The organism is Dactylosporangium sp. NPDC000521, from assembly GCF_042898305.1.
GTDB lineage: Bacteria > Actinomycetota > Actinomycetes > Mycobacteriales > Micromonosporaceae > Dactylosporangium.
In genome coordinates this window covers 135,609-162,037 of the sequence record NZ_JBIAYW010000014.1, presented here as the reverse complement: position 1 = coordinate 162,037, position 26,429 = coordinate 135,609, and the positions used below count along the sequence as shown (strand labels likewise).

The 26,429-nt window shown below is 73.7% G+C and carries 17 protein-coding genes; 5 read left to right on the top strand and 12 right to left on the bottom strand.

Annotation, left to right across the window (positions count from 1 at the left end; genetic code table 11):
- Window positions 1-7: 7 nt before the first annotated feature.
- Both ACFY3L_RS37125 and ACFY3L_RS37120 read right to left on the bottom strand, forming a co-directional pair.
- Window positions 8-760 (bottom strand): sugar isomerase domain-containing protein, encoded by a 753-nt coding sequence (locus ACFY3L_RS37125; protein WP_389335237.1) that lies wholly within the window; start codon window positions 758-760, stop codon window positions 8-10.
- Window positions 757-1,776, bottom strand: coding sequence for a MurR/RpiR family transcriptional regulator (locus ACFY3L_RS37120; protein ID WP_389335234.1), 1,020 nt, complete (start codon window positions 1,774-1,776; stop codon window positions 757-759). Before ACFY3L_RS37120 ends, ACFY3L_RS37125 begins: the two co-directional genes overlap by 4 nt.
- A gap of 674 nt (window positions 1,777-2,450) precedes the next feature.
- Here ACFY3L_RS37120 and ACFY3L_RS37115 point away from each other — a divergent pair.
- Window positions 2,451-3,455, top strand: coding sequence for a coiled-coil domain-containing protein (locus ACFY3L_RS37115; protein WP_389335231.1), 1,005 nt, complete (start codon window positions 2,451-2,453; stop codon window positions 3,453-3,455).
- A gap of 11 nt (window positions 3,456-3,466) precedes the next feature.
- Here ACFY3L_RS37115 and ACFY3L_RS37110 read toward each other — a convergent pair whose 3' ends face one another.
- The 9 genes from ACFY3L_RS37110 to ACFY3L_RS37070 all read right to left on the bottom strand — a co-directional run bounded on the left by ACFY3L_RS37110 (window position 3,467) and on the right by ACFY3L_RS37070 (window position 22,450).
- On the bottom strand, window positions 3,467-5,032 hold the full coding sequence (locus tag ACFY3L_RS37110; RefSeq protein ID WP_389335228.1) for a PucR family transcriptional regulator: 1,566 nt from the start codon (window positions 5,030-5,032) through the stop codon (window positions 3,467-3,469).
- Window positions 5,033-5,449: 417 nt separating this feature from the next.
- The gene (locus ACFY3L_RS37105; RefSeq protein WP_389335225.1) at window positions 5,450-7,402 is read right to left on the bottom strand and encodes a N,N-dimethylformamidase beta subunit family domain-containing protein; all 1,953 of its coding nucleotides are present in this window, start codon (window positions 7,400-7,402) and stop codon (window positions 5,450-5,452) included.
- Window positions 7,399-8,760 (bottom strand): condensation domain-containing protein, encoded by a 1,362-nt coding sequence (locus tag ACFY3L_RS37100; protein WP_389335222.1) that lies wholly within the window; start codon window positions 8,758-8,760, stop codon window positions 7,399-7,401. Before ACFY3L_RS37100 ends, ACFY3L_RS37105 begins: the two co-directional genes overlap by 4 nt.
- The gene (locus ACFY3L_RS37095; protein WP_389335219.1) at window positions 8,753-9,142 is read right to left on the bottom strand and encodes a hypothetical protein; all 390 of its coding nucleotides are present in this window, start codon (window positions 9,140-9,142) and stop codon (window positions 8,753-8,755) included. The genes ACFY3L_RS37100 and ACFY3L_RS37095 overlap by 8 nt, the downstream gene beginning before the upstream one ends.
- Window positions 9,139-9,330 (bottom strand): MbtH family NRPS accessory protein, encoded by a 192-nt coding sequence (locus tag ACFY3L_RS37090; RefSeq protein WP_344502904.1) that lies wholly within the window; start codon window positions 9,328-9,330, stop codon window positions 9,139-9,141. Before ACFY3L_RS37090 ends, ACFY3L_RS37095 begins: the two co-directional genes overlap by 4 nt.
- Complete coding sequence (locus ACFY3L_RS37085; protein ID WP_389335216.1) at window positions 9,327-12,272, bottom strand: amino acid adenylation domain-containing protein; 2,946 nt, start codon at window positions 12,270-12,272, stop codon at window positions 9,327-9,329. Before ACFY3L_RS37085 ends, ACFY3L_RS37090 begins: the two co-directional genes overlap by 4 nt.
- Window positions 12,269-13,810, bottom strand: a complete 1,542-nt coding sequence (locus tag ACFY3L_RS37080; RefSeq protein ID WP_389335213.1) for a class I adenylate-forming enzyme family protein — start codon at window positions 13,808-13,810, stop codon at window positions 12,269-12,271. Before ACFY3L_RS37080 ends, ACFY3L_RS37085 begins: the two co-directional genes overlap by 4 nt.
- Window positions 13,807-19,320 carry an amino acid adenylation domain-containing protein gene (locus tag ACFY3L_RS37075; protein ID WP_389335210.1) on the bottom strand — a complete coding sequence of 1,838 codons (5,514 nt, stop codon included), beginning with the start codon at window positions 19,318-19,320 and terminating at the stop codon, window positions 13,807-13,809. The genes ACFY3L_RS37080 and ACFY3L_RS37075 overlap by 4 nt, the downstream gene beginning before the upstream one ends.
- Window positions 19,321-19,405: 85 nt before the next feature.
- Window positions 19,406-22,450, bottom strand: coding sequence for an amino acid adenylation domain-containing protein (locus ACFY3L_RS37070; RefSeq protein ID WP_389335207.1), 3,045 nt, complete (start codon window positions 22,448-22,450; stop codon window positions 19,406-19,408).
- Window positions 22,451-22,720: 270 nt separating this feature from the next.
- On the opposite strand from ACFY3L_RS37070, the gene ACFY3L_RS37065 reads away from it, so the two are divergent.
- From ACFY3L_RS37065 to ACFY3L_RS37050, 4 genes are all read left to right on the top strand, one after another.
- On the top strand, window positions 22,721-23,065 hold the full coding sequence (locus ACFY3L_RS37065) for a hypothetical protein (RefSeq protein WP_389335204.1): 345 nt from the start codon (window positions 22,721-22,723) through the stop codon (window positions 23,063-23,065).
- Between the two features lie 130 nt (window positions 23,066-23,195).
- Window positions 23,196-23,396: a hypothetical protein gene (locus ACFY3L_RS37060; protein ID WP_389335201.1), complete on the top strand. Its 201-nt coding sequence runs from the start codon at window positions 23,196-23,198 to the stop codon at window positions 23,394-23,396.
- 5 nt (window positions 23,397-23,401) lie between these two features.
- Complete coding sequence (locus ACFY3L_RS37055; protein ID WP_389335198.1) at window positions 23,402-24,280, top strand: chemotaxis protein CheB; 879 nt, start codon at window positions 23,402-23,404, stop codon at window positions 24,278-24,280.
- An 84-nt stretch (window positions 24,281-24,364) separates the two neighbouring features.
- Complete coding sequence (locus tag ACFY3L_RS37050; protein WP_389335195.1) at window positions 24,365-26,266, top strand: CheR family methyltransferase; 1,902 nt, start codon at window positions 24,365-24,367, stop codon at window positions 26,264-26,266.
- Here ACFY3L_RS37050 and ACFY3L_RS37045 read toward each other — a convergent pair.
- Window positions 26,235-26,426, bottom strand: a complete 192-nt coding sequence (locus tag ACFY3L_RS37045) for a hypothetical protein (protein ID WP_389335192.1) — start codon at window positions 26,424-26,426, stop codon at window positions 26,235-26,237. The genes ACFY3L_RS37050 and ACFY3L_RS37045 overlap by 32 nt on opposite strands.
- Window positions 26,427-26,429 lie beyond the last annotated feature (3 nt).

The window sequence follows — 26,429 nt, the reverse complement described above, 5'->3', positions numbered from 1 at the left end:
GTTCGGGTCAGGCGGTGCGCCGGACACGTCCGGCGTACCGCGACTCGAGGGTGTGGTTGTGCTCGTCCCCGCCGGGGACGTTTGCGGACAGGTAGACGGGAGCCACCTCGCCCGCAGCCTCGATGCGTCGCACGACCTCGGCGACCACCAGCTGCGCCATGAGCGCGTTGGTGACCGAAGAGACCGGGCAGACCGCGCCGCCGCTTTCCAGCGACAGCAGTGCGTCTCCGTACGGCGCGCCGTTGTCCAGCACGACGTCGGCGATATCGGCGAGTCGCTTGCCCGAGGGGTGCCTGGGGGACACCCGCTCGGTGTGCTCGACCGACGTGATTGCGATCAACCTGTGTCCACGCTGCTTGATCAGCAGCGCCATCTCGACGATCCCCCCGTTGATCCCGGACTGTGAGGCCATCACGAACACGTCCTCGGGACGCGGCGCGGCGATCTCGTACAGCTGGGCGGCGATCCGGGGATCGCGCTCCAGCTTCTCGTCCTCGAGGATCTGCGGGTCCTGGCCGCCATAGACGACGAGGTCCCGCAGGAGGATCTTGTTCGTCGGCACGAGCCCGCCGGCGCGGCCGGCGAAGTCCACCGCCACCGCCTCGGAGTGCCCGGTGCCGAACGCCTGGAGGAGGCCACCGGCGCGCAGCGCGGTGACGATGTGGTCGGCCGCCTGGCTGACGTTGCCGACCTGGGTGGTGGCGATCCGGTCGATGACCGTCTGGATCGCGGAGACGTAGCCGTGCGCGGTGACTGTCATGCTGACGACGCCTCTTTTCCACTCGCCGCCGACTTGTGACCGGCGACCGCCTGCGCGGTGACGCTGAAGGCCGCGTGCGCGCGTTCGTGCGTGCGCTGCGCCACCGCGATGTACAGCAGGTCCAGCACCACCAGCTGGGGGTGCCGAGCGGAAAGGGCATCGGGCCGGAACGTCGTCGCCTGCGTCGCGGTGAGCATGACGATGTCGGCGACCTCGGCCAGGGCCGAGCGGGGGAAGCTGGTCAGTGCGATCGTGGTCGCACCCCGGCTGCTCGCCTCGGCGATCATCTCGATGGTCTCGCGGGTCTGGCCACTGTGCGAGACGCCCAGCGCCACATCGCCCGGCTTCAGCAGCGATGCGCTGGCCAGACCGTTGTGCGTGTCGTTCCACGCCCATGCCGCGACGCCGATGCGGTGCAGGCAGAACTGCATCTCGCCGCCGACGAGGGCGCTGCCGCTGGCGCCGTAGATGTCGACGCGGTCGGCGCGGGCGATGGCCTCGGCGGCGCGCTCGACCTCGGAGAGGTCCAGCAGCGAGGCGGTGTCGTGCATCGCCTGCGTGTCGGCCGCCATGATCTGGCCGAGGACACGCTCGAGGGGGTCGGTCGGCTGGATCTCGCGGCCGATGTCCATCGTCCATCCGCCGGTACGCGACGCGCGGCCGGTCTCACCGGCGATGGCGAGGCGCAGCTCGGCGTACCCGACGAAGCCCAGCGCCCGGCAGAAGCGGGTCACGGTCGCCGGTGAGGTGCCGCTGCGCTCGGCGAGCTCGACGATCGTCGAGCGGGCCGCGGCGGCGGGGTCGGCGAGGATCAGCTCGGCGACCCGCTGCAGGGCACCGGTGAGCTCGGGCAGCTGCGCCCGGACCTTCGCCAGGACGCTGTCACCGGTGACGATGGCCGGGAAGCCGTCGGCGCCGGAGAACTGGCCCGCCGGCGCGCCCGCCGGGATCGACGACACCGGCGAGGCACTGACAGCGGTGTGCACCGCCGTCGTGAGCTCCTCGCGAGATGCCATGTCGTTCCCTTTCAGCAAAGTTCCTTAACTGTTAGTGGTAAAAGTTCTTACTGAGGGGCCCTTCTTGTCAAGGAGTTGGGTGAAGTTTTCAAACTGTTACCTAAGAAGTGGATCTTAAAGGTAGCTAAAAGCGCAGCTCAGAGCCGTTCGACCCCCGACGGCACCGTGCCCGTCGAGCATTGGCCGACTGACCAAGAAGACCAGACGCGACCGGGTGAACGTCAGGGCGAGCCGCAGATATAGCCCGTTTTGTTACAAGCGGGGATGCCGCGGTGATCGGCCGTTTTCATGGAGAAGGGCCGAACAGACCCTTTCGGTCCGTTCGGCCCTTTAGTACCGCTTGTGAACGCACTCGGCCGGAAGCGCTCCCATGCGCCTTCAGTGGTTTGGTCAAAATTTCCAGCCCTTCGCGGGTTTCCTCCTCAACTCCAGGCCCGGAGAAGCCCGCCGGCGCCTTCGATCGGCTCGGCGATCAGACATGAACCAGCTCATGAACCAGCTCCGGCCGTCACTGTCAGTGACCCCTGCGCCCTTGCCGGTGACGGGCTCGATCGGCTCGGCCGCGTGGATCGGCAGCCCCGGGGGCGTGGCGCCCCGGCGCCGGCGGAGCGGGCCGTCCGTGCCGCACATTCCCGCTCTGGCGTTTTCACGCTGCTTCGATATGCTGTCCGGCGATGTTGACGGCGCCGCGACGGATCCTCACGTTCCTGGTCACCACATGCATGCTGGTGATCGCGTTCGCCGACCCCGCCGCCGCCGAGCCCGGCGAGGACGGTGGCAGCAACCTCACTGTCCGTCAGGCCCTCGACAAGGCGATGGGCGAGTACAACGACGCCAAGGGTCGCCTGGACAAGTCGACCGCCGACCAGGCGGCGATCGAGGCCGACCTGGGGAAGACCCAGGCACGCCTCGCCGAGCTGGAGGTGTCCGCCGGGTCGGTCGCCAGCGCCGCGTACCGTGGCCGCCGCGTCAGCCTGTTCAACGTCATGGCCGGCAGTGACGACCCGGACCAGCTGCTGCACGACATGTCCACGATCGAATACATGGTCTCCCGCGACGACAAGGCCCTGCACGACCTGGTCGAGACCCGCAAGAAGCTGGAGCAGCAGAAGGCGGACATCGCCGCGGCCATCGCCAACCAGCAGGCCCAGCTGAAGATCATGGAGGCGAACAAGAAGGCCGCCGAGGACGCGCTGAAGAAGGCGGGCGGCGGCGGCGCGACCACCGGCGCGCCCACGGGCGGCACGGTCACCACCAAGCCGGTCGCGCGCAACTCCGACGGTTCGTATCCGAAGGAGACCTGCAGCCTCAAGGACCCGACGACCGGCAACTGCATCTCCCCGCGGATGCTCAACGCCTACAACGAGGCTCGGCTGGCCGGGTTCACGCACTACACGTCGTGCTACCGCAGCGGCGGCGGCGGCGACCACCCGCTCGGCAAGGCGTGCGACTTCTCCGCCAACAAGAGCACGTTCGTCAATGCCCGCGCGACCGGCGACGACCTCGCCTACGGCAACCGGCTCGCCGCGTGGTGCGTGGCCAACGCGAAGAACCTCGGCGTCAAGTACGTCATCTGGTACAAGCGGATCTGGCAGCCCAGCAGCGGCTGGAAGTCGTACGGTGGCGACGGCACCCCCGCCGGCGACCACTACAACCACGTACACCTGTCGATGCAATAGCGCCCCGTTGTTCAGTCCCTGAGCGCGTCCAGGGCCAGCAGCGCGACGTGCAGCGACAGGCAGACCTGCACGTCGTCGAGGTCCGCGCCGATGATCCTGCGGATGCGGGCCAGCCGCTCGTAGAACGCGGGTCGCGACAGGTGGCTGTGCTCCGCCGCCGCCGACTTGTTGCGCCCGCACTCCAGGTACACCCGCAGCACGCCCAGCAGCTGCTCGCGCGGGTTCCCGGCGTCGTGCGCGAGCAGCGGTCCGAGCTCCTGCTCCACGAACGTCTGCAGCCGCGGCTCGTCGCGCAGCATGTGCAGCAGCCCCGGCAGGCCCACGTCGGCGAGCCGGACGACGTCCCCGGGGCCGGACGCCGGGCGCCGGACCGACACCGCGACCTGGCTCGCCTCCAGCAGCGACCGGCGCGCCTCCCGGGGCGTCGCCACGCCCTCCCCCGCCGCGACCACCACCGCGCCGCCGGCGAGCTCGCGCACCCGCACCGCGAGCCGCCGCAGCGCGTCCGGCTCGTCCTCGGCGGCCCGCAGCGCCAGCAGGACCCCGACGAGATCGCCGTCGACCGCCCCGGCGAGCCCCGCCAGCGACGTGTCCCGCAACGCCCGCGCCGCCGCACCGGCCGGGCACCCGCGCAGCACCACCCCGACGAGGTGCCGTCGCTCCAGGTGTACGCCCAGCGCCTTGGCCCGCACGATCACGTCCGCCACCGGGGCGGTGTGGCCCAGGAGCGCCGCGAGCAGGGCCGACTGCGCCTGCCGCTCCAGCGCGTCCCGGTGATCGTCATCCTTCTTGGTGAGCCGCGCCAGCGCCAGCGTCGCCGCGGCCCGCTCGATCAGCGTCACGTCGCGGTCCCGGACCACCGGCAGCCGGATCAGCAGCCGCCCCCAGTCCTGCCCGCGCGCCCCGACGACCGTCACGAGCCAGCCCTTGCCGGCGTCGTGCCCGGTGCGCCCCGCCGGCTGCACCGCCCGCGAGTGCGCCTCCCAGTTCGCCAGGAGCAGCTCCGCGGACCCGCCCGCCGCGTCGTAGGCGAGGACCTGCCGCGACAGGTTCTCCAGCACGACCGGAGCCCCCGCGAGCGCCGCCGTCTGCGCCACCACCTCCGCCGGCGCCGCCCCCTCCACCGACAGGTCCGTGAACCGCTGGTGGATCTCGGCGGTCGCCCGCAGCTCGGCCAGCTGCGCATCCACGATCATCCCGTGCACCGCCTGCGTGATCAGCACGAACGGCGTGCCCCGGTGCAGCTCGACCAGCGGCAACCCGAGCTCCTCGGCGGTCCGTACCATCACCGCCGGCAGCCGCTGCGAGAACCGCCGCCCCATCTCCACCGCCAGCCCACACGCCCCGACGTCGGCGATGTCGGCGACGAACCGCCGCAACCCCGCGTCGTCAGGCGGCAGCCCGATCCCGGTGATGAGGATCAGCTCCCCGCCCCGCAGCAGCGTCGCGATGTCGGGCACCTCGGAGCTGTGCACCCACCGCACCGCCTGGTCGAGCCCACGCTCCCCCGCCACGACCCGGGGCGCACCGTTACGGACCGGGTCGAGCTCGAGCACCTCACGCACCGACGGGAACATCAGCGCGGATGCTACAACTTCGCGCCCCACCCCGACCGAACCCGCCGCACCCACTGCGAACCCGCCGCACCCACTGCGAACCCGCCGCACCCACTGCGAACCCGCCGCACCCACTGCGAACCCGCCGAACCCCGGGTGCGAGCCGAAACCGGTACTCGTCGTAGATGCGCTTCCCCGAAGTGTCGGACCTCGCCCGCGGGGACGCGCGCGAGCCGGACCCGGTGCTCGTCGGGGACGCGCGCGGGGGCGGGCGGCGGAGCGGGCACGGCGACGGCTGGGCAGCGGGCAGTGGGCGTTCAGGGGACGGCTGGTGTCGGACACGGAGGCGGATCGGTGCACGGCGTTCCGCTCTTTCAGACCGTAACACTGCCGAGCAAATCGTCATCACACAGTGTTCCGATCTGGCCACTCCGCGCGTTACGTGCTGGTCAGGCCTGGTGGAGGGAGGCGGTGGCGGAGGGGGGTGCCGGGGCCGGCGGTGAGGAGGCGGCCGGCGTGGGCGGCCAGGGTACGGCCGGCGCCGGCGTCGCACACGTCGGTGAAGGCGTGCGGGCGGGGTACCGGCGGGCGGGCGGCGATCCGGTCGTCGCCGGTGATGGCGTACAGACGGCCGCCCAGGGTGGTCAGGGCGACGCTGCCCCCCGCGGTGCCGATCTGGCGCCAGGCGCCGGCCTCCAGTTCCAGGGCCGGCAGGTACCAGAGGGTGTCGCCGCGGGCGGCGGCGAAGAGGCCGGCGTCGCACAGGGCGAGGCCGCGGGCGCCCGGTGGGGCGTCGGTTACGTCTGTCCACGCCACGGCGTCGAGGGCAGGGTCCCGGTAGATCAGGCGGCCGGTGGTGGTGAGGGCCCACAGGCCCTGGCGCATCCCGCCGGCGGCCTCGCGAGGGGAGGACAGGCACAGGACGTCAGGGGCGTCGCCGATGCGTTGCCAGGGCAGGTTCTGGCCGCAGGCCTCGCGGGCGAGGAGGGCGCCGTCGGCGTTGACGGCGTAGAGGACGCCGCCGCAGGCGGTGAGGGCGTGCAGCTCGGCGGGCGGGCCGATGACGGTCCAGCCGGCGGGGGCCGGAGCGCTGAAGCGGTCCAGGACATTGCGGGTGATGCGGTCGACGACGGGGTCGGTGAGGCCCTTGCCCCAGTTGACGGTGGCGGCCGTGAAGACTGTGCCGGCGCCGAGCTCGAAGACGCCCATGGTGGCGGCGCCGCCCTGGCCGTACCGGCGCCAGTGCCGCAGGTCGGCGGTGGCGAGCACGACGAACGACGGCGGGGTCCCGTCGCGGCCGGTGGCGCGTGGCACGCCGCAAACCTCGGTGAAGTCGGCGGCGTCGGTCTCGTAGCCGAGGGTGCCCTGGCCGAACTTGTCACCGTCGCTGAGGCCGGTGCCGTCGAAGACCCAGTGGTCGGCGAAGCTGGCCGTGAACGCCTCCAGGCCGATGACCGCCATGCCGTCGCCCCAGGCGCCGGCGCCGCGGCGGAAGCTGACGCCGGTCATCGCGTTCTCGGGGCGGTTGACCGGGGCGCTGGACCACTCGACGGTCACCCTGCCGGGGTCCACTGTGGACATGGGATCGGTCATGGCGTCGCGGTGGCAGACCATGGTGCGGCCCTCGTCCTCCAGGCGCATCTGCCACCAGGCGGTGTTGGCGCCGAAGACGGCGAGGTTGCCGCCACGGCGGACGAAGCCTTCGACGGCGTCGCGCTGCTCCCAGGTCCAGTACTCGTCGTGGGCGCAGACGACGAGGGTGCGGTGGCCGTCCAGGACGGTGGGGTCGAGGTGCAGGTCCAGATTGGAACAGAACTCGACCTCGTACCGCGCGGCCCGCAGCCAGCGCAGCAGCGGCTCCTCCCAGCGCTCCGGCGGTGGTCCGCCGCCCGGCCGGTCGAAGCTGACGGCGGGGGCGCGGGTGGGCTCCTCCGCGTAGTAGAGACCTTCGCCCGGCACGCCCGCGCGGTTGTACGCCTGCCACGTCGAGAACGGCACCGACACCAGAATCGGCGCCTTGGCAACAGCCGAAGAAGCAACCGGAGAAGCAACCGAAGAAGAAGCCGGAGAAGCGGCCGGAGAAACAGCGGGAGAGGCAGCCGACCGGACCACGAACCAGGCCTCGTCGTCGCCGGCGGCGTTGATCCGTGGCAGGGCGCCCGGAGCGGCGAAGGTCGCGCGGTACAGCGACGACGGCCACGACGAGGGAACCCGCAGCGTCCACGCCGGACCGTCCACCGTGTCCCGGCACATGACGAGCCCGGTGACGGCGTCGGTGACGACGACGGTCGCGGCGCCGGTCGTCACGAAGGGCAGCGCACCCCCGGCAGCGACCGAGGTGGCCCGGGCGTAAGCCTGGACGGTCGCCGCAGGCCCGTCGGCGACGGTCACAGCAGGTCCGTCAGCGTGGACATCGGCACGTCCGAGCCGGCGGCGCGGACCAGCAGCTCCTCGATCGCCCGCAGGTGCGCCTCGATCGCGGCCGGCGGCAGGTACGCGGTGTCGGCCGTGAGCGTGACGACGAGCGCCTGACCGTCGAGCGTGACGTGCAGGCAGTAGCGGCACGCGACGCGTTCCTGGGTGGCGGGGAAGTCGAAGCGGGTGTCGCGCTGCAGGGCCCTCAGGTCGGTCGCCGGCTTCAGGGGGCGGCCGTCGATGAGCCGCATGTCGTTGAAGCAGCAGTACGGGTGGACCGGCTCACCTCGGGCGGCAGCGGCGCCGGCGAGCATCGCGTCCCACCCGGCGGGGTCGTAGGCCGCGGCGCGGTACCCGCGCAGGGCGGCCTGCCAGCCGGGGCGCAGCAGCGCGCCGAACGTGGGCCGGTCGACGTCGAGGACGAACAGGCCGTCCTGCGAAAGGGTGCTGACGAGGTCGCGGTGCGCGGTGGTGAACCGGTTGCCGACGATCGGCATGACGGCGGTCGTGGGATGGTCGCCGGCGACCGCGGCGAGCGCCCCGGCGGCGGTCAGCAGGACGGTGGAGCCGCTGACGCCGTGCTGCGCGGCGACGGCGTCGACGGCGCCGTTCAGCGCGGTGGAGACGATCCGGCCGGTCCAGTAGCGCGGATCCTGCGGCGGTGCCACCGGCGTCGGGAACATGGTCGCGGGGATGCGGGCGAACTGTTCGGCCCAGTACGACAGGGCGGCGGCGCCGCGGCGGTGCCCCTCCGGCGACTGCTGCTCCTCGGCCAGGTCGAGCGGGTTGGTCTCGGGGGCGCGCAGGCCGCGGTCGCCGCGGAGCGCGAGCAGCCGCAGTTCGCGGGCGAGGACCTCGGCGCCGTGCCCGTCGGTGGCGAGGTGGCACAGCACCAGCACCAGGTGGCTGACGGCGCCGTCGCGGGCGACGAGCGCGGCCCGCACCGGCCACTCGGCGTGGTAGTCGAAGGCGGTGCCGGCGAGCGTGTCCCGGACGCGGGCCGCGGCGGCGGCCGGGTCGTCGCCACCATCCACCATGGACACGTCGAGGACGCCGGCCGACGCGAGCACCTGGTCCGGCGTGCCGTCCGTGGAGCCGAGCCGGGTGCGCAGCGCCTCGTGGCGGGCGACGAGCGCGGCCAGGGCGGCGAGGGCGGCGTCGACCGGCACGGTCCGCCGGCCGAGGTCGACGATCCGGTCCAGGTTGAAGTAGTGGTCGTTGGGCACCGTACGACCGATCGCGTTCCAGATGGCCCGCTGCCCCCACGTCAGCGGGCCGGTGCCCGATCGTCCGCCCGCGAACGGCAGCCGGTGAAGAGTGAGCGGCTCAGTCATCGCGGACCGCCCGCTCCTGCACGGTCCGCCCGAGGTCGTCGCCGACCGCCCCCTCCTGGACGGTGCGCACGAGGTCATCGCGGACCGCCCGCTCCTGCACGGTCCGCCCGAGGTCGTCGCCGACGGCCCGCTCCTGCACGGTGCGCACGAGGTCGTCGAAGTCGTCCAGGTGCGTGCCGGGCGAGTCCAGGTCCAGCTGGACGCCGAGCTCGTCGTCGAGGGCGTCGACGAGCCGCAGCACGGCGAGGGAGCCGACGCCGAGCGCGGCGAGGGAGCCGCCGCCGGTGAGGATCTCCTCGGTGGTGACCTCGCCGTCGGTGGCGGTGCTGACCATCGTCGCGACCCGGTCGCGGAGCGCCGCGTCGACCGAAGGCTCGCTCATCGGGCGGCCAGCCGCTGCCGCAGGCTCAGCGGGCGGATGTCGGTCCACACCTCGTCGATGTGGGCGACGCACTCGTCCCTGGTGCCGGTGAACCCGGTGCGCCGCCACCCGGCCGGCGGCTCCTCGGCGGCGTTCCACAGCGAGTGCTGCTCCTCGTCGTTGACGACGACGGCGAAGGTGTCGGTCATCTGGCCTCCCGCAGGTCGGCGATCGCGGCGACGACGCCGTCGATCGTTGGGGTGTCGAAGAAGACGTCGAGCGGCACGTCGACGCCGAGACGCTTGCGGATGCGGACCGCGATCTGGGTGATGGTGAGGGAGTGCCCGCCGAGGTCGAACAGGTCCTCGTCGGGGCCGATGTCGTCGATGCGCAGCACCTCCTGCCAGATGGCGGTGACCGTCGCGGTGGTGTCGTCGCCGGTACCGGCGAAAGCCGCGGGAGCGACGGCGGGGGCGGCCGCAGGAGGTTCCGCGGGCGTGGGCAGGGCGGCCCGGTCGAGCTTGCCGTTCGGCGTCAGCGGGAACCGCTCCAGCGTGACGACGGCGGCCGGCACCATGTAGCCGGGCAGGGTCCGCGCCACGTGCTCGCGCAGCGCCGCCACGTCCAAGGGTTCGCCCGTGGGCACGACGTAGGCGACGAGGCGGGCCCGCGGGCCGTGCGGGTCGGCGAGGACCACGGCGGCCTGCGCGACCGCGGGGTGGGTGGCGAGCCGGGCCTCGATCTCGCCGGGCTCGATCCGGTGGCCACGCAGCTTCACCTGGTTGTCGACCCGGCCGAGGAATTCCAGGCCTGAAGGGCCGCGCCGGACCCGGTCGCCGGTGCCGTAGATGCGGGCGCCGGGCGCGCCGAACGGGTCGGGTCGGAAGCGGTCCGCGGTCAGCCCGCCCCGGCCGCGGTACCCGTGGGCGACGCCGACCCCACCGATCCACAGCTCCCCGGCGATGCCGTCGGGGACGGGCCGCAGCGCGTCGTCGAGCACGTGGAGGGTGGTGTTGGCGACGGGCCCGCCGATGGTGACAGGGGCGTCGGGCGCGATGTCCGCGAGGGCCGACCACACGGTGGTCTCGGTCGGCCCGTAGGCGTTGACGAGCCGCCGCACGAGCGGGGCGAGCCGCGCCGCGAGGTCCGCCGGCAGGGCCTCGCCGCCGGTGACGGCGACCAGGTCGCCGCGGGACAGCCCGGCCTCGAGCAGCAGCCGCCAGCCGGACGGGGTGGCCTGCACGTGGGTGACGCCGTGGCCGTCGATGAGCCGCAGCTGGGTGGCGGCGTCGCGGTGCCGGTCCGGCGGCACGAGGACGATCCGGGCGCCGACGGTCAGGGGCAGCAGCAGCTCGACGGTGGAGATGTCGAACGACAGCGACGTGAGGCCGAGCCAGGTGTCGCCGGCGGCGGCGCCGAGGTGGTCGCGCATCGCGTCGACGAGGTTGGTGAGCGCGCCGTGCGGGACGGCGACGCCCTTGGGCTTCCCGGTCGACCCCGAGGTGTAGATGACGTAGGCGACGTCGTCCGCGGCCGGCAGGACCGCCGCGGTGTCACCGCCGCCGGACAGCGAGAGCGGCACGTCGGCCGGGGTCAGGACGAGCGCGGCGCCGGCGTCGTCACGGATGAACGCGATCCGCTCCGCCGGATAGGAAGGGTCCAGCGGCAGGTACGCGGCGCCGGTCTCCAGGACGCCGAGGACCGCGACGAGGAGCTCCGCGGTGCGCGGCAGGGCGATCCCGACGAGGGACCCGGGCCCGATCCCCTGCCGGCGCAGGCGGTCCGCGAGGCCGGCGGCGGCGGCTCCGAGCCGCCCGTAGCTGATCCGCCGGTCCCCGCACACGACGGCCTCGGCGGCGGGGTCGGCGGCGACCCGGGCGAGGAACCTGTCGACCACGGTGTCGCGCGGTGCTGGGCCGACCGCCGGGACGTCCGCTGTGGACGGCAGGGCCAGGTCGGCGACGGCGGTCCCGGGGGCGGCGACGGCGGCCGCGAGGAGCGCCTGGAACTCCGCCGCGACCTGTTCGGCGGCGAACGATCCCGCGACGAGGTGCAGGCTGCCCTCCACGACCGAGGGCCCCTCGACGAGCTGCAGGTTCGCGGTGCCGCGCACGGCGCCCGGGAACACCAGCCAGTCGACGGCGGTGTCGACGCCGTCGAAGGCGGGCGGCTCGGCCCGCCGCCGGTAGCTGACCGTCAGCGGGGCGAGCGCCGCGCGCGGCGTGAGCCGGACGGCGTGGCTGAGCGGGACGGCGCGGTGCGGGTACATCTCCCGCAGCTGGGCCCGCACCGCCCGGGCGAACGCGGCGAACGGCTGCGCGGGGTCCGGCGTGGTGCTGACGGGCAGTTCGTTGACGTGCAGGCCGATCCGTGGCGCCGCCCGGTCCGCGGTGGACAGTTCGACGGCGGTGGTGACGGTGCCGTTGCCGTACCGGCGCAGCAGCGCGTGCCAGGCGGCGATGAGCAGCTCGAAGTGGGTGACACCGAGGGTGGCGGCCGTCTCGGCGAGGGCGGCGGTGCCGATGGTGAACGGCACCGCGACCGCCGCTCCCCCGACGGCGTGCCGCAGGCCCGGCAGCTGCGCGGGCGCCGGCTCCTGCCACCGCGTGGCCCAGAACCCGGCCGCGGCGGCGGTGTCCACGATGGACTCCGCGGCCGGCGCGTCCGCCGTGGGCAGGGTGCCGCCGTTGTACGCCGTGGCGAGGTCGGCGACGAGCACCTGCTTGGACGTGCCGTCGAAGACGAGGTGGTGCGCGACCACGCACAGCAGGTGCTCGCCGGGCGCGGTCCGCAGCAGCGTGAACCGGGCGAGAGGTCCGCGCCGCAGGTCGAACGGCGCCGCGACGAGGTCCGCCACGTCCGCCTCGCCACCGGAGCCGCCGGAGCCGCCGGAGCCGCCGGGCCGGACGACGAGCGTGACCTCGGCGCCGGCCGGCACCAGCGCGACCGCGTCCTCGTCGACGGCGCCGGCGAGCACCGGGTGGCGGGCGACGACCGCGGCGACGGCGGCGGCGAGCCGGTCGACGTCGAGCGCGCCGGTGAACCGGATCGTCACCGCGAGGTGGTAGGCGGGCCCTGCGGGCAGGGTCTGCTCGGTGATCCAGACGCCGTGCTGGGCAGGGGTCAGCGGGGCTGCGGTCACGGTGGTCATGGGCGTTGCCTGTCGTGGTCGGGGAGCTCGAGGAGCTCGCGGAGCGAGCGCTTGAGGATCTTGCCGTTGTCGTTGCGGGGCAGCTGGTCCAGGAACAGCACGCGGCCGGGGATCTCGTGCCCGGCGAGCCGTTCGAGCAGGAACGTGCGCAGCTGCGGTGCGGTGAGCGGGCCGTCGGTGACGACGGCGGCGGCGACGGCGGCGCCGAGGACCGGGTGCGGCACGCCGAACGCGGCGGCCTCCCGGACGAGGGGGTGCTCGTGCAGGGCGTGCTCGACCTGCAGCGTCGACACCTTGTGCGCGCCCGACTTGATGACGTCGCGGTCGCGGTCGACGAGGTACAGGTAGCCGTCGGCGTCGAGCCGGCCGACGTCGCCCATGCGGACCCACCGGCCGTGGAAGACCTCCGCCGTGGCCTCGCCGTCGCCGTAGTACGAGCGGGGGGCGACCGGCGAGCGCAGCCACACGTCGCCGACCTCACCCACCGGCAGCGGCCGCCGGTCCGGGCCGGCGATCATCAGGTCGGCGGCGACGGTGGGGCGGCCGAGCGCGGCGGGTCGTTCGGGGTCGAACACCATCGACGTCTGCGCCGGGGCGGCCTCGGTCGAGGTGTAGTAGTTCACGATCGTCGCGCCCGGGAACGCGGCGGTGAGCTCCAGTGCGACGGCCGGTGGCAGGGCGGCGGCGGTGGACCCGATGAGCCGCACCCGGGACAGGTCGTGCGACCGGTGCACGCCGGCGTGCAGCAGCTCGATCGCCATGGCTGGGACGAGGAACACGGTGCCGACGGCGTGGCGCTCGATGAGCTTCGCGAAGCGGCCGGGGGTGAAGGTGCCGGCGGTGAGGGCGGCCGCGCGGGCGTTGAGCGCGTTGACGAGCATCGTCTGGCCGGCGTTGCTGCCGACCGGGAACGCGTGCAGGAAGTGCGCGGAGTGCGCGAGGGGCCGGCGGCGCGGGTCGAGGGTGCAGCCGTGGGCGAGGTTGGCGTGGGTGGCGCCGACGCCCTTGGGGATGCCCGTGGTGCCCGACGTGTAGAGGATCTGCGCCAGGTCCCGCGGCGACGGCGGATCCGGGACCGTGCCGCCGGATGACGCGACCTCCGCGAGGGTCGCGGACCAGACGCCGCCGGGCGCGGGACGGCCGGCGGCGTGCAGGACCGCGCTCGCGCCGCTGTGGGTGAGCACGTGGCGGACCTCGGCCGGGGCGAGCCGGTCCGACATCGGCACGGCGACGAGCCCGGCGCGCAGGACGCCGGTGAACGCGACGGCGTACTCGTGCCAGCCGCCGGTGCCGTAGTGCAGCGCGACCCGGTCGCCGGGCGCGAGGCCGCGGTCGCGGAGCCCGGCGGCGACCGCCTCGGCGCGGGCGTGCCACTCGCCGGACGTGACCTGCTCGTCGCCGGCGACGAGCGCGACCCGGTCCGGCTCGGTCGCGGCCCGGTGCGCGAGCAGGTCGACCAGGGTGGCCGGCACTGCCGGCGCCCGCCCACCCGCCCGCTGAGCGGGGATGGCCGCGGAGGTGCCGGTCCTGGTGGTCATCGGGCCGGCTCCAGCGGCCGGGCGTCCTCAGGAGCGGACTGGGTGCGGCGGCGCAGCTCCTGGAGGCCGACGAGGTCGTCGGGCAGGGCGTCCGGCACGTCGGCGTCGAAGCGGCGCAGCACCGGGATCCGCAGCCCGGCGGCGACCATCGCGGCCATCGCGAGCCCGAACACGACGTACATGAGGGCGATGCCCCGGCCCGGCCCGGTGCCGATGACCGCGCCGACGGTCCCGGCGAGCGCGCCGCCGGGGGCGAGGAGCGGCTCGAAGAGCTTCGTGCCGAGGGGCGCGACGATGCCGTGGCCGATCGGCAGCGTCGACCAGGCGACCATGGTGTTCAGGGCGAAGACCCGGCCGTGGTACCGCTGCGGCACCTTCACCTGCACGATCGTGGTGTACACGCCGTTGACGAGCGACAGCGCCGCCGAGAGGCCGAACGCGCAGGCGCCGACGACCCAGACGCTCGCGTGGGTGCCACCGAGGACGGCGGCGGCGGCGAGGAGGGCGGCGAGGCCGAGCATGCCGCGCAGCCGCTGCCGGCGGGGGCCGCCCCAGAAGCCCATGGCGATGCCGCCGACGATGACGCCGGCGCCGCCGCACATGGCGACCCGCGCGGCGGTGCCGAGGTCCGCGAAGGACAGCACCAGCGGGGTCATGAGCAGGAACAGCGGGGCGAGGAAGATGTTCAGCCCGGCGAACCACAGCAGCATGGCGCGGAAGCCGCGGTGGTGCCACGAGTACGCGAAGCCGTGCCTGATCTCCGCGAGAAGCGTCTCGCGGCGCCGCCACGGCAGGGTCCGCGGGAACTTCACGACGGCGAGGACGGTGATCGCGACGGTGTAGCTGAGCACGTCGATGATGAGGATGCCGCGCAGGCCGATGCCGGCCATGAGCCCGACCGCGATCAGCGGCACGACGAAGGCGCTGACGCCGCCCGCGAGCTGGACGATGCCGTTGGCGTGGCCGAGGTACTGCTTCGGCACGAGCTGCGGGACCGCGGAGGCGTACGCGAGCCGCTGGAACGTCAGGGCGATCGACAGGGCGGCGAGCAGCGGGTAGATGTGCCACGGGACGAGCACGCCGCCGACGAGCAGGGCGAGCAGCGCGGCCTGGGTGGCGCCGGCGGCGATGTCACCGGCGAGCATCACCTTGCGCCGGTCGAACCGGTCGACGATCGCGCCGGCGACTGGCCCGGCGAGGATGCCGGGGAGCATGCCGATGACGGCGTAGAGGGCGTACCGGGCGACGGAGCCGGTCTCCAGGTAGATCCAGATCGGCAGGGCGAACTCGGTGAGCGCGGAGCCGGTGATGGAGACGAGCTGGCTGAGCGCGACGACGAGGAACCGCGCCATCCCGGGCTGCGCGACGGGTTTCGCCTCGGCCGGGTCGGCGGGTGCGGGTGCCGCGGCGCCGGTGCCGTGCAGCCACCACGACGTCTCCCCCGCCCTCGCCGGCAGCACGTCCGCGGGTGCGGGGCCGCCGGGGGCGAGCGTCGGGTGGGTGCGGCTGACGATGTCGGCGAGCTCCTTCGCCCGGTACTTGAGGAAGAAGTGCCCGGCCTCTTCGAGCAGCACGAGCGCGACCCGGTCGGAGACGAGCAGCCACTCCTTGAACCGCTCCTGGTAGAAGTCGGCGGCCGGGTCGCGGGTGCCCATGACGGACACGATCGGCGCGCGGAGGCGGGCGTCCCCGCCGTCGAGGGTGGCGGTGAAGTACTCCTCGGCGGCGACGGAGTCGCGGCGCATGTTGCCGATGATGAACTGCTTCTGGGTGTCGTCGAGGTCGGCGACGTCGGCACCCATCGACGTGAGCCAGTTCTCGTAGACCCGGTTGCCGAGCAGCGGTTCGAGGGCCGCGAACCGGCTCAGGGCGCTCAGCACGCGGCTGCGCGGGCGGGCGAACGGGAACTGGGCGCCGATGTAGACCGCTTCGAGGTCCCGGCCGGCGTTCTCGAGGCGGCGGGCGACGGCGACGATGAGGGCGCTGCCGACGCCGCAGTGGCCGTACAGGGCGATCGGGCCGCTGACCCGCTCCTGGATCTCGGCGGCGACGCGGTCGGCGAGCTCCTCGAACGGCAGGCGCTCCTCGGTGAGGCCGACGTCGTGCCCGGGGATCGCGACAGACCACAGGGCGTGCCCGGCGGGCAGCGCGTCGGCGAGCGGCTGGTAGACGACGGCGCTGCCGCCGCCGTACGGGACGCAGACCAGCGACAGGTCCGGCGTGGAGGTGGCCTTGGTGAGCTTGTGCAGCAGCCGCCGCGGCCCGCGGTCCTCCTCGGACATCGACGCGAACGCGGCCAGCTCGCGGATCGTCTTGAGGGTGAACACGTCCATGACGCTCACCGGCTGCCCGACGCCGTCCAGCTGCTTGCGGGCGCGGGCGACGACCTGGGTGGCGAGCAGCGAGTGCCCGCCGAGGTCGAAGAAGTCGTCGTCGATGCCGACGGACGGCAGCCCCAGGACGTCGGCCCAGATCGCGGCGAAGACCAGCTCCGCCGGGGTGGTCGGCGGCGCCGACTCGAAGCCGCTGGCGGCCGCGGCGGGTGCCGGGAGGGCGCGGCGGTCCAGCTTGCCGCTGGGGCCGAGCGGGAGCTTGTCGAGGCCCACGTACGCGCTGGGCACCATGTAGTCGGGCAGGGCGGTCTTCAGCGCCGACTTCAGCGCCTGCGCGTCCGGCTCCGCGACCCCGGTGAGGTAGGCGACGAGCCGCTTGTCGCCGGGCCGGTCCTCGCGGACGGTGACGGCGGCCTCGGTGACGCCCGGCTGGGCGCGCAGCGCGGCCTCGATCTCGCCGAGCTCGATCCGCAGCCCGCGGAGCTTCACCTGGTGGTCGATGCGGCCGAGGAACTCGATGGTGCCGTCGGTGCGCCAGCGGGTGAGGTCGCCGGTGCGGTACAGCCGGCCGCCGGGTGGCCCGAACGGGTCCGGGACGAAGCGGGTGGCGGTGAGCCCGGGCCGGTCGTGGTAGCCGAGGGCCAGGCCGACGCCGCCGATGTGCAGCTCGCCGGGGACGCCGGGCGGCACCGGCTGGCCGGCGGGGTCGAGGACGTAGAGGCGGATGTTCTGGATCGGCGCGCCGATCGGCACCGTGTCGAGGTCGCCGGAGCACGCGAACGCGGACACGTCGACGGCGGCCTCGGTCGGGCCGTACAGGTTCCACAGCGGAGTGTCCGGCAGCGCCGCGTGGAACGCGCGGACGGCGTCGAGCGGGAGCTCCTCGCCGCTGCAGACGACCCGGCGGAGGCTCGTGCAGGCGGCGACGCCGTCCTCGGCGAGGAACATGGCGAGCATCGACGGCACGAAGTGGGTGGTGGTGACGCCCTCGCGCACGATGAGGTCGCGCAGGTAGGCGGCGTCCTTGTGCCCGCCCGGCTTGGCGAGCACCAGACGGGCGCCGGTGATGAGCGGCCAGAAGAACTCCCACACCGACACGTCGAAGCTCGCCGGGGTCTTCTGGAGCACGACGTCGGTGCCGTCGAGCCGGTAGGTGCGCTGCATCCAGTCGAGACGGTTGACGATGCCGCGGTGCGTGTTCGGCACGCCCTTCGGCTTCCCCGTCGACCCGGAGGTGTAGATCATGTACGCGACGTCGCCGGCCTGCGGCTCGTCCGGGACGGGCGGGAGCTTCCGGGCGAACGCCGACGGGTCGTCGAGGAAGATGACGGTCGCGGTCGTGTCCGGCACGGGCAGCCGGGACTGGGTCAGCAGCACCGGCGCGTCGGCGTCGGCGAGCATGAACGCGAGCCGGTCCGCCGGGTAGTCGGGGTCGAGCGGCACGTAGGCGGCGCCGGCCTTGAGCACGCCCAGGAGGCCGACGACGAGGTCGGTGGAGCGTTCGGCGCTGACCGCGACGAGCCCGCCGGGGCCGGCGCCCTCGACGCGCAGCCGCCGGGCGACCCGGTCGGCGGCGGCCTCGAGCTCGCGGTAGGTGAGGCGCCGGTCCTGGAACTGCACGGCGACGGCGTCGGGCGTGCGGGCGGCCTGCGCGGCGATGAGCCCGGGCAGGGTCGCGTCGGCCGGGAAGTCGGCGGCGGTGTCGTTCCAGCGGTGCAGCACCTGGTCGCGCTCGTCCGCCTCCAGGAGGTCCACCGTGGACACCGGCACGCCGGGCCGGGCGACGATGGCGCGCAGCAGCTTGTCGAGGTGCCGGCCGAGGCGGGCGATGGTGGCCTCGTCGAACAGGTCGACGTTGTAGTTGAACGCCCCGCGCAGCCCGCTCGGGTCCTCCATGACGAACAGTTCGAGGTCGAAGCGGGTGCCGGTGGCGCGCAGGCCGAACGGTGTGACGTCGAGCGGGCCCGTGCCCCCGGTGAGGTCGGACGCGGCGGCGTAGTTCTGCACCGCGAGGACGGCCTGGAACACCGGTGACCGGCTCACGTCGCGGGGCACGTTGAGCTCGGACACCAGCTGCGCGAAGGGCAGCTCCTGGTGCGCGTACGCGGACAGGCACGTCTCGCGGGTGCGCTCGATCAGCTCGTCGAACGTGGGGTCGCCGTCGAGGCGGGCCCGCATCGCGAGGACGTTGACGAACATGCCGATGAGCCGTTCGAGCTCAGGCTCGGGGCGCCCGGCGATGGGTGAGCCGACGGCGAAGTCCCGCTGGCCGCTGTGCCGGGACAGCACGACCTGGAAGGCGGCGAGCAGCACCATGTAGACGGTGGCGCCGTGGGCCTTGGCGAGGCGGGTGAGCCGGTCGAGCAGGTCCCGGTCGATGTCGAAGCCGTACCCGGCGCCCTCGAACGTCTGCTGCTTCGGGCGCGGCCGGTCGGTGGGCAGCGCGAGGGGTTCGACGCCGGCGAGCTCGGTGCGCCAGTAGTCGACCTCGCGGGCGAGCGCGTCGCCGGTGAGCCGGCCGCGCTGCCAGGCGGCGAAGTCGCCGTACTGGACGGGCAGCGGCGGCACGGGTGACGGGACGCCGGCGGCGTGGGCGTCGTAGCCGGCGAGGACCTCACCGACGAGCACCTCGCTGGACCAGCCGTCGCTGATGCTGTGGTGGGTGACGAGCAGCAGCACGTGGTCGTCGGCGGCGTTGTCCGGGGCGATGCGGACCAGCAGCGCGTGCAGCAGCGGGCCGTGGACGAGGTCGAAGAGCCGGCCGACGGCCTCGTCGACGATCCTGGCGGCGGCGTCCTCGTCGGCGGCGTCGACGACCGTCAACGCGGGCCGCGCGTCAGGGCTGCCCGGCGCGGCGATCTCCAGGACGGGCCGGCCGTCGTCGGTGACCGGGTAGCGGGTGCGCAGCGACTCGTGCCGGGCGACGACGTCGTCGAGCGAGCGGGCGAGCGCGGCCTCGTCGAGGACGCCGCGCAGGCGGCGGGCGACCGGGATGTGGTACGCGGCGGTCCCGGGCGCGAACTGCTCCATGAACCAGAGTCGTTCCTGGGCGAACGACAGGGGTGGGACGGTGCCTTCGGGCCGGGCCGGGATGGTGGGCCCGGCCTCGGCCGGGCGTCTGCGCAGTCGTGCGGTGAGCAGTGCCCGCTTGGTGGCGGACAGGTCTTCCACGGTCATGCCGCCGCCTCCGCCGCGCTCCGGCGCCGGCCTGACCTGACGGCTGTGCCCATGAAGCCCATCCCTTCGCTCCGCTCCGGGCTGGTCATAACTGGTCCCCCGTGAGCATGTGCTGTGCAGTCTCTTCGTCCATCGCCTCGATCTCGGCGATGAGCAGCGCCTCGACGGCCTGGGCGAACCCGGCGACGGTGCGGTGGGTGAACAACGTGCGGATCGGGACGGTCAGGTCGACGGCGGCGCGGACCCGGGCAACCATGCGGGTGGCGAGCAGCGAGTGGCCGCCGAGGTCGAAGAAGTCGTCGTGCGCGCCGACCTTCTCCACGCCGAGCACCTCGGCCCAGACCCCGGCGACGAGGTCCTCGGCGTCGGTGCGGGGCGCGACGTAGCCGGCCGCCGAGCGGACCTCAGGATCCGGGAGGGCGGCCTTGTCGAGCTTGCCGTTGACGGTGAGCGGCAGGGCTTCCAGTGCCACGATCGCCGTCGGCACGAGATGCGCCGGCAGCGTCTCGGCAAGCGCTTGCCGCACCGCCGGCGGCTCCAGCGACGCCGGTGTCACGTAGCCGATGAGGGCGTCGGTGCGGGCGACGACGGCGGCCTGGCCGACGCCCGGCAGCGCCAGGAGCGCGGCGGTGACCTCACCGGGTTCGATGCGGTAGCCGCGGACCTTGACCTGCTCGTCGAGCCGGCCGAGGAACTCCAGCTGCCCGTCGGGGCGCCACCGGACGCGGTCGCCGCTGCGGTACCGGCGGGCGCCGGGCGGCCCGCCGGGGTCGGGTTCGAACGCCTCGGCGGTGCGCCCGGGCCGGCCGAGGTAGCCGTGGGCGAGGCCGGCGCCGCCGATGCGCAGCTCCCCCGGGACGCCGGGCGGCACGGGCCGGCCGTGCCGGTCGGTGACGGCGAGGGTGGTGTTCCACAGTGGACGGCCGATCGGTGGCCGTTCGCCGGACCGGTCGCCGGTGAGGTCGGCGGCGGTGGCGATGATGGTCGTCTCGGTGGGGCCGTAGGAGTTGACGAGGCGGACCCGGTCGCCGAAGGCCGCGGTCCACTGGGCGACGGCGGCCGCCTCGACCTGGTCGGCGCCGAGGATGACCAGGCGCAGCCCGGCCGGCCAGCGGACGCCGCCGAGGTCGTCGACCAGGCGGTGCCAGTACGGCGTCGGCAGGTCCAGGACGGTGACTGCCGCCCCGGCCGGGGACGCGAGGAAGTCGGGCAGGTCGGCGTCGGCGAAGACGACGGTGCCGCCGGCGGTCAGGGCCGGCCACAGCTCTTCGGCGTGCGTGTCGAAGCTCAGCGCCGCGAACTGCGCGACGGTGTCGGCCGCGGTGATGCCGTAGCCGTCGCGCATCCAGGCGGCGCGGGCGGCCAGGGCCCGGTGCGGCACCAGGACGCCCTTCGGGGTGCCGGTGGACCCGGAGGTGTAGATGACGTAGGCGGCGTCCTCGGGGTCCGGGGCCACGGGCGCGGCGGCGCCGGTCGCCGTCACCGGGATCGTCCGCACGCCGTCGAAGGTGTGCCGGCCGTCGGTCACGACGACGCCCGCGCCGCTGTCGGCGACCATGAAGGCGAGGCGGGCCGGCGGGTACGACGGGTCGAGCGGCAGGTAGGCGGCGCCGGCCCGCCAGGCGGCGAGCATCGCGACGACGGCCTGCGGGCCGCGGGGCAGGCAGACGCCGACGATCCCCGGCCCGCCCGCGTCCCGCAGGGCACCCGCCAGGCGGCCCGAGGCCTCCCAGAGCTCCGCGTAGGTCATGCCGTCGAGGGCGGCCCTGTCCGGGTGTCCGGCCGCCCGGGACGCGACGCCGTCCAGGACGGTGCCGGTCGGCGCGGCTCCGGCTGTACCGGCGAAGACCGCGGAACTCAGGAACACCTCGTCCGCCTCGGTGAGGACCGGCAGGTCACGGACCGGGGTGTCGGGGGCGGCGAGCGCGGCGCGCAGCAGCATCTCGAAGCGCTCGGCGAGGGCGGCGATCGTCCCGGGGCGGAACAGGTCGCTGCGGTAGCCGAAGACGCAGACGAGCTCGTCGCCGGAGCGCCAGACGTCGAGCATCACGTCGACCTTCGTCTGCGCGTGACCGCCGTCGATCTCCACCGCGGTCAGCGGGCCGAACGCGTGCGGCACGCCGTGCCGGTCGCCGTCCTGACTGTGCACGGTGAGCAGGGTCTGGAACAGCGGGTTGCGCGACAGGTCCCGCTCGACGCGCAGCTCGTCGAGGAGCCGCTCGAACGGCATGTCCTGGTGCGAGAACGCGCCGAGGGCGGTCCGGCGGGTGGACTTCAGCAGGTCCCGGAACGTGCCGCCGCCGCTGAGGTCGGCGCGCATGACGAGGGTGTTGGAGAAGTAGCCGACGAGCGGCTCCAGGTCGGGGTCGTTGCGGCCGGCGACCGGCACGCCGACGCTGATGTCGTCCTGGCCGGTGTGCCGCTGCAGCAGCAGCTGGTACGCGGCGAGCAGCACCATGAACGGGCTGACGCGCTGCTCGCGGGCGAAGCCGTCGAGGGCCGCCGCGATGCCGATGCGGTGGGTGTGGAACGCGCCCTCGGAGGTCTTCGACGCGGGCCGCCGCAGGTCCGGCTGGAGTTCGAGGGGGGTGGCGCCGGTCAGCCGTTCGCGCCAGAACGTGGTGTCCTGCTCGGCGCCCGCGTCGCGCTGGGCCCGCGCGTAGGCGGCGTACGTGGTGGGCAGCGGCGGCTCGTCGAAGGTGCCGGCGTAGCGGCGGGCGAGCTCGTCGCGCAGCACGTTGAGCGACCAGCCGTCGGCGACGATGTGGTGCACGACGAGACTGAGCACGTGCTCGTCACCGAGCGTAATCAGAGTGGCACGCAACAGCGGGCCCTCGGCGAGGTCGAACGGGGCGTTGCTGCGCTCGGCGAGCAGCGCGGCGAGCCCTTCCTCGGCGCAGGCGACCTCGTCCAGGACGGGTGCCGGGCCGGGCGTCGCGAACGGGCGGCCGTCGACCGCCGGGAACCTGGTGCGCAGCGTCTCGTGCCGCTGGACCAGGCCGTTCAGCGCGGCGCGCAGCCTGGCCGGGTCGAGCTCACCGGTGAGCCGCAGGACCAGCGGGATGTTGTAGGAGGCGTCACCTGGGTCGAGCTGGTCGAGGAACCAGAGCCGTTCCTGCCCAAAAGACAAAGCTCCCGACACGAGTCCCCCTCTCGTCGGCGTGACCATCGGTAAGGTACGAGTCGATACGTAAACTGTCAACAATCCTTACGATTAGGCTCGCGGATCGACGGCAATGACGCCGCCGGCACCGGTACACGCCGGGCCCGGCGGAACGGGCCGGCACGGTCCCGCGGCGGTACGATGAGGGCCGGTTCGGACATGAGCCGCGGGCGCGACAGCGCCCACTCCCGTGCACGGGCCGAGTGGGTCGGCTTTGAGCTCCGAGGATTGCGCTTCATGTCCCCGTACCGATCTGTCGATCGACCAGACATCATCTCCGCCGCGGCGGCACCGCGGACCCGGCCGCACGCGCAGCGGCCGCGGCTGAACGGGGCGGCGGCCCGGGCGAGCGCGCGGGAGGCGGCGGAGGCGAGCCGGGCGGCCGCGCGGCGGGCGGAGCAGGCCGCGCAGATGCTGCGGGAGCGGCGGCATCAGGTGGCGGCGGCCCGGGCCCGGATGCTGGAGCTGTTCGAGCGGGTGGCGCCCCGCCTCGCCCGCACACCCGGCACCCCCTCGGCGGGATGGGTCACCCGCGACACCTCGCCACCGGCCGGACACGATCGACGACCGTCGCCTGGTTGATCGACTGGCGATGATTACTGCGATTCGGCGGCCATCCGCCGGTATCACCCCCTGAAGCGTCCGGACGAGAGGAGACTTGGGAGGAGAGGCGCGGCGCGGACCGCCTCCGTGTGCCGCCACAGGGAGCCGGATGGACCTGACGATCACGGTGTCGTCCCAGCGCGACGAGGACCTCGTGGAGGTGGCCGGCTCGGTCGACCACGCGACCGTGCCGTACGTGCGGCAGGTCCTGTTCGAGCTGTTCGACGCCGGGCGGTGCCAGGTCGTCATCGATGTCTCGCGGCTGCTGCAGCAGACGCTCGACCTGCTGCGCCGCCGGCTGACGGAGTGAGCACGGTGGCCGCACCGCGGGCCGTCGTCGTGGTCGGCGCGTCCGCGGGCGGCGTCGAGGCGCTGCGGACGCTGATCGCCGGCCTGCCCGCCGACCTGCCGGCCGCGGTCTGCGTGACCCTGCACATCCCGCCGACCGTGGCCAGTGCCCTGCCACGGATCCTGTCGAGGGCCGGCATCCTGCCCGCCAGTCATCCGCCCGACGGCGCGCCGCTGCTGGCCGGTCACGTGTACGTGGCACCCGCCGACCGGCACCTGCTGGTCGACGGTGACCACGTCCGGCTGTCGGCGGGCCCGCCGGAACGCGGGCACCGGCCGGCGATCGACCCGCTGTTCCGGTCGGCGGCGCTGCACTGGGGTCCGCTGGTCGCCGGGGCGGTGCTGTCGGGCAGCGGCGACGACGGCACCGGCGGGCTGGCGGTGGTCGCGGCCCGTGGCGGCGCGGCGTTCGCGCAGGCACCGCAGGAGGCACCATTCCCGCGGATGCCCCGCAGCGCGGCCGAGCACGTCCCCGGCTGTCACGTCCTGCCGGTGGCGCGCCTCGCCCCCGCGCTGGCGGCCTTCGCCGCGGCGGCCGACCCCGGCGCCCCGCGCCCGGACCCGGCACAGACCGAGTCACACACCGAGTCACACACCGAGTCGCCGCAACCGCCGCAGCCGGTGCCCGGGTTCCCGCACCTGCCGGCAGAGGTGGCGGACGCGCTCCGGGTGGCGGTGCGCAGTCTCGAGGAGAAGGCCGGGCTGAGCGAGCGCATGTCGGCGACGGCGCTGCGGCGGGGCAGCGCCGCGACCGCCGAGCTCTACCGGCAGAAAGGCGCCGAGGCGGCCCGCGCCAGTGCGCTGATCCGCGAGTTGATCATCCGGATCGGCGGCACCGGGCCGTAGCGCGACGCACTCCCGTGGCGACCGGGCCGGAGGCGGTCCCTGGCGGTACCGTTCGTCGGTGACGGGTGCTGTGGAAGGGTGACGATGACCGGGCCGGACTACGCCTTCGAGGCGCTGCTGACGTACCTCAAGGAGGCACGCGGCTTCGACTTCACGGGATACAAGCGCTCCAGCCTGATGCGCCGGGTCAACCGGCGGATCGCGCAGCTCGGCATGCACGGCTACAGCGAGTACCTCGACCAGCTCCAGGTGCACCCGGACGAGTTCACGACGCTGTTCAACACGATCCTCATCAACGTCACGAGCTTCTTCCGCGACTCGGAGCCGTGGGACTACCTGCGCACCGAGCTGATCCCCCGGATGCTGGCCGAGTCGAAGCCGGACGCACCGCTGCGGATCTGGAGCGCCGGGTGCGCGTCCGGGGAGGAGGCGTACAGCCTGGCGATGCTGCTCTGTGAGGTGCTCGGCCCGGACGAGTTCCGGCGCCGGGTCAAGATCTACGCGACGGACGTCGACGAGGAGGGCCTGACCCAGGCCCGGCAGGCCGTCTACAACGAGCGCGACGTGCAGGCCCTGCCCGACGGGATGCTGGAGCGCTACTTCGACGTCGTCGGCAACCGGTACAGCTTCCGCAAGGACCTCCGCCGGTCGGTCATCTTCGGCCGCAACGACCTCGTCCAGGACGCGCCGATCTCGCGCATCGACCTGCTCGTCTGCCGCAACACCCTGATGTACTTCAACGCCGAGACGCAGGCGCGGATCCTCACCAGGTTCCACTTCGCGCTGGCACCGGCCGGGCTGCTGTTCCTCGGCAAGGCGGAGATGCTGCTGAGCCACGCCACCCTGTTCGCGCCGGTCGACCTGAAGCGGCGGGTGTTCCGCCGGGCCGCCCGGCCGCCGTTCCTCGGCGACCCGGTCCTGGCCGTCCCGGCACCGCCGCTCGACGCCTCGCGGCTCACCGGCCTGGAGCGGCTGCGGCACGAGGCGTTCACGGCCGGCCCGGTCGCGCAGCTCGTGATCACCGACACGGGGCTGGTCGCGCTCGTCAACCATCAGGCGGAGACGCTGTTCGGGCTGTCGTCCTCGGACTGCGGCCGGCCGTTCCGTGACCTGGACCTCTCCTACCGGCCGGTGGAGCTGCGCGGGCACATCGAGAAGGCCAAGACCGAGCGCCGGGTCGTCCGGGTCGCCGACGTGCAGCACACCACCGGCCAAGGCGAGAAGTTCCACCTCGACGTGCAGATCCACCCGCTCACCGACGGCTCCGGCGAGCTGCTCGGCACGGCGATCGTCTTCCAGGACATCACCACGGCGCGGCGCCTGCAGCAGGAGCTGGAGCACACGAATCAGCAGTTGGAGGCGGCGTACGAGGAGCTGCAGTCCACCAACGAGGAGCTGGAGACCACCAACGAGGAGCTGCAGTCCACGGTCGAGGAGCTGGAGACCACCAACGAGGAGCTGCAGTCCACGAACGAGGAGCTGGAGACGATGAACGAGGAGCTCCAGTCCACGAACGACGAGCTGCAGGCCATCAACGAGGAGCTGCAGGACCGCACCGGCGAGGTGCACGAGTCGAACGTCTTCCTCCAGGCGATCCTCAGCAGCCTGCGCTCCGGGGTCGTCGTGCTGGACCCGGAGCTGCGGGTCATGGTCTGGAACCGGCGCATGGACGACCTGTGGGGCATCCGCGCCGAGGAGGCCGTCGGCCAGCACTTCCTCAACCTCGACATCGGCCTGCCCACCGACCAGCTCCGGCCGCTGATCCGCTCGGTCCTCGGCCCCGGCCCGGCCCAGGACCACCTGACGCTGAGCGCCATCAACCGCCGCGGCCGCCCGACCTCACTGCGCATCGCCGCGAACCTGCTGGTCGACGGCAACGACACCGCAGCAGGCGCCATCCTGGTCATGGACCCGGTGCCCGTCACCGAAGACCCCGCCCAGCCGGACCCGCCCGTCACCCCCGACGGGCCTGAGACCCTGCCCTGACCGTCCGCCGCCGGGTTCCGCCGTCCGGGCTGGCCACCGTGCGCAGTGACCGGCGGCCAGGCCGGCGGGGCACGAGCCGGCCGCGGGCGGCGTCGCGCAGCGTCTCGGTCTCCTGGACGCACGTGACGTCCGGGGTCATGATCTCTCTAACGGTGGTCATGGG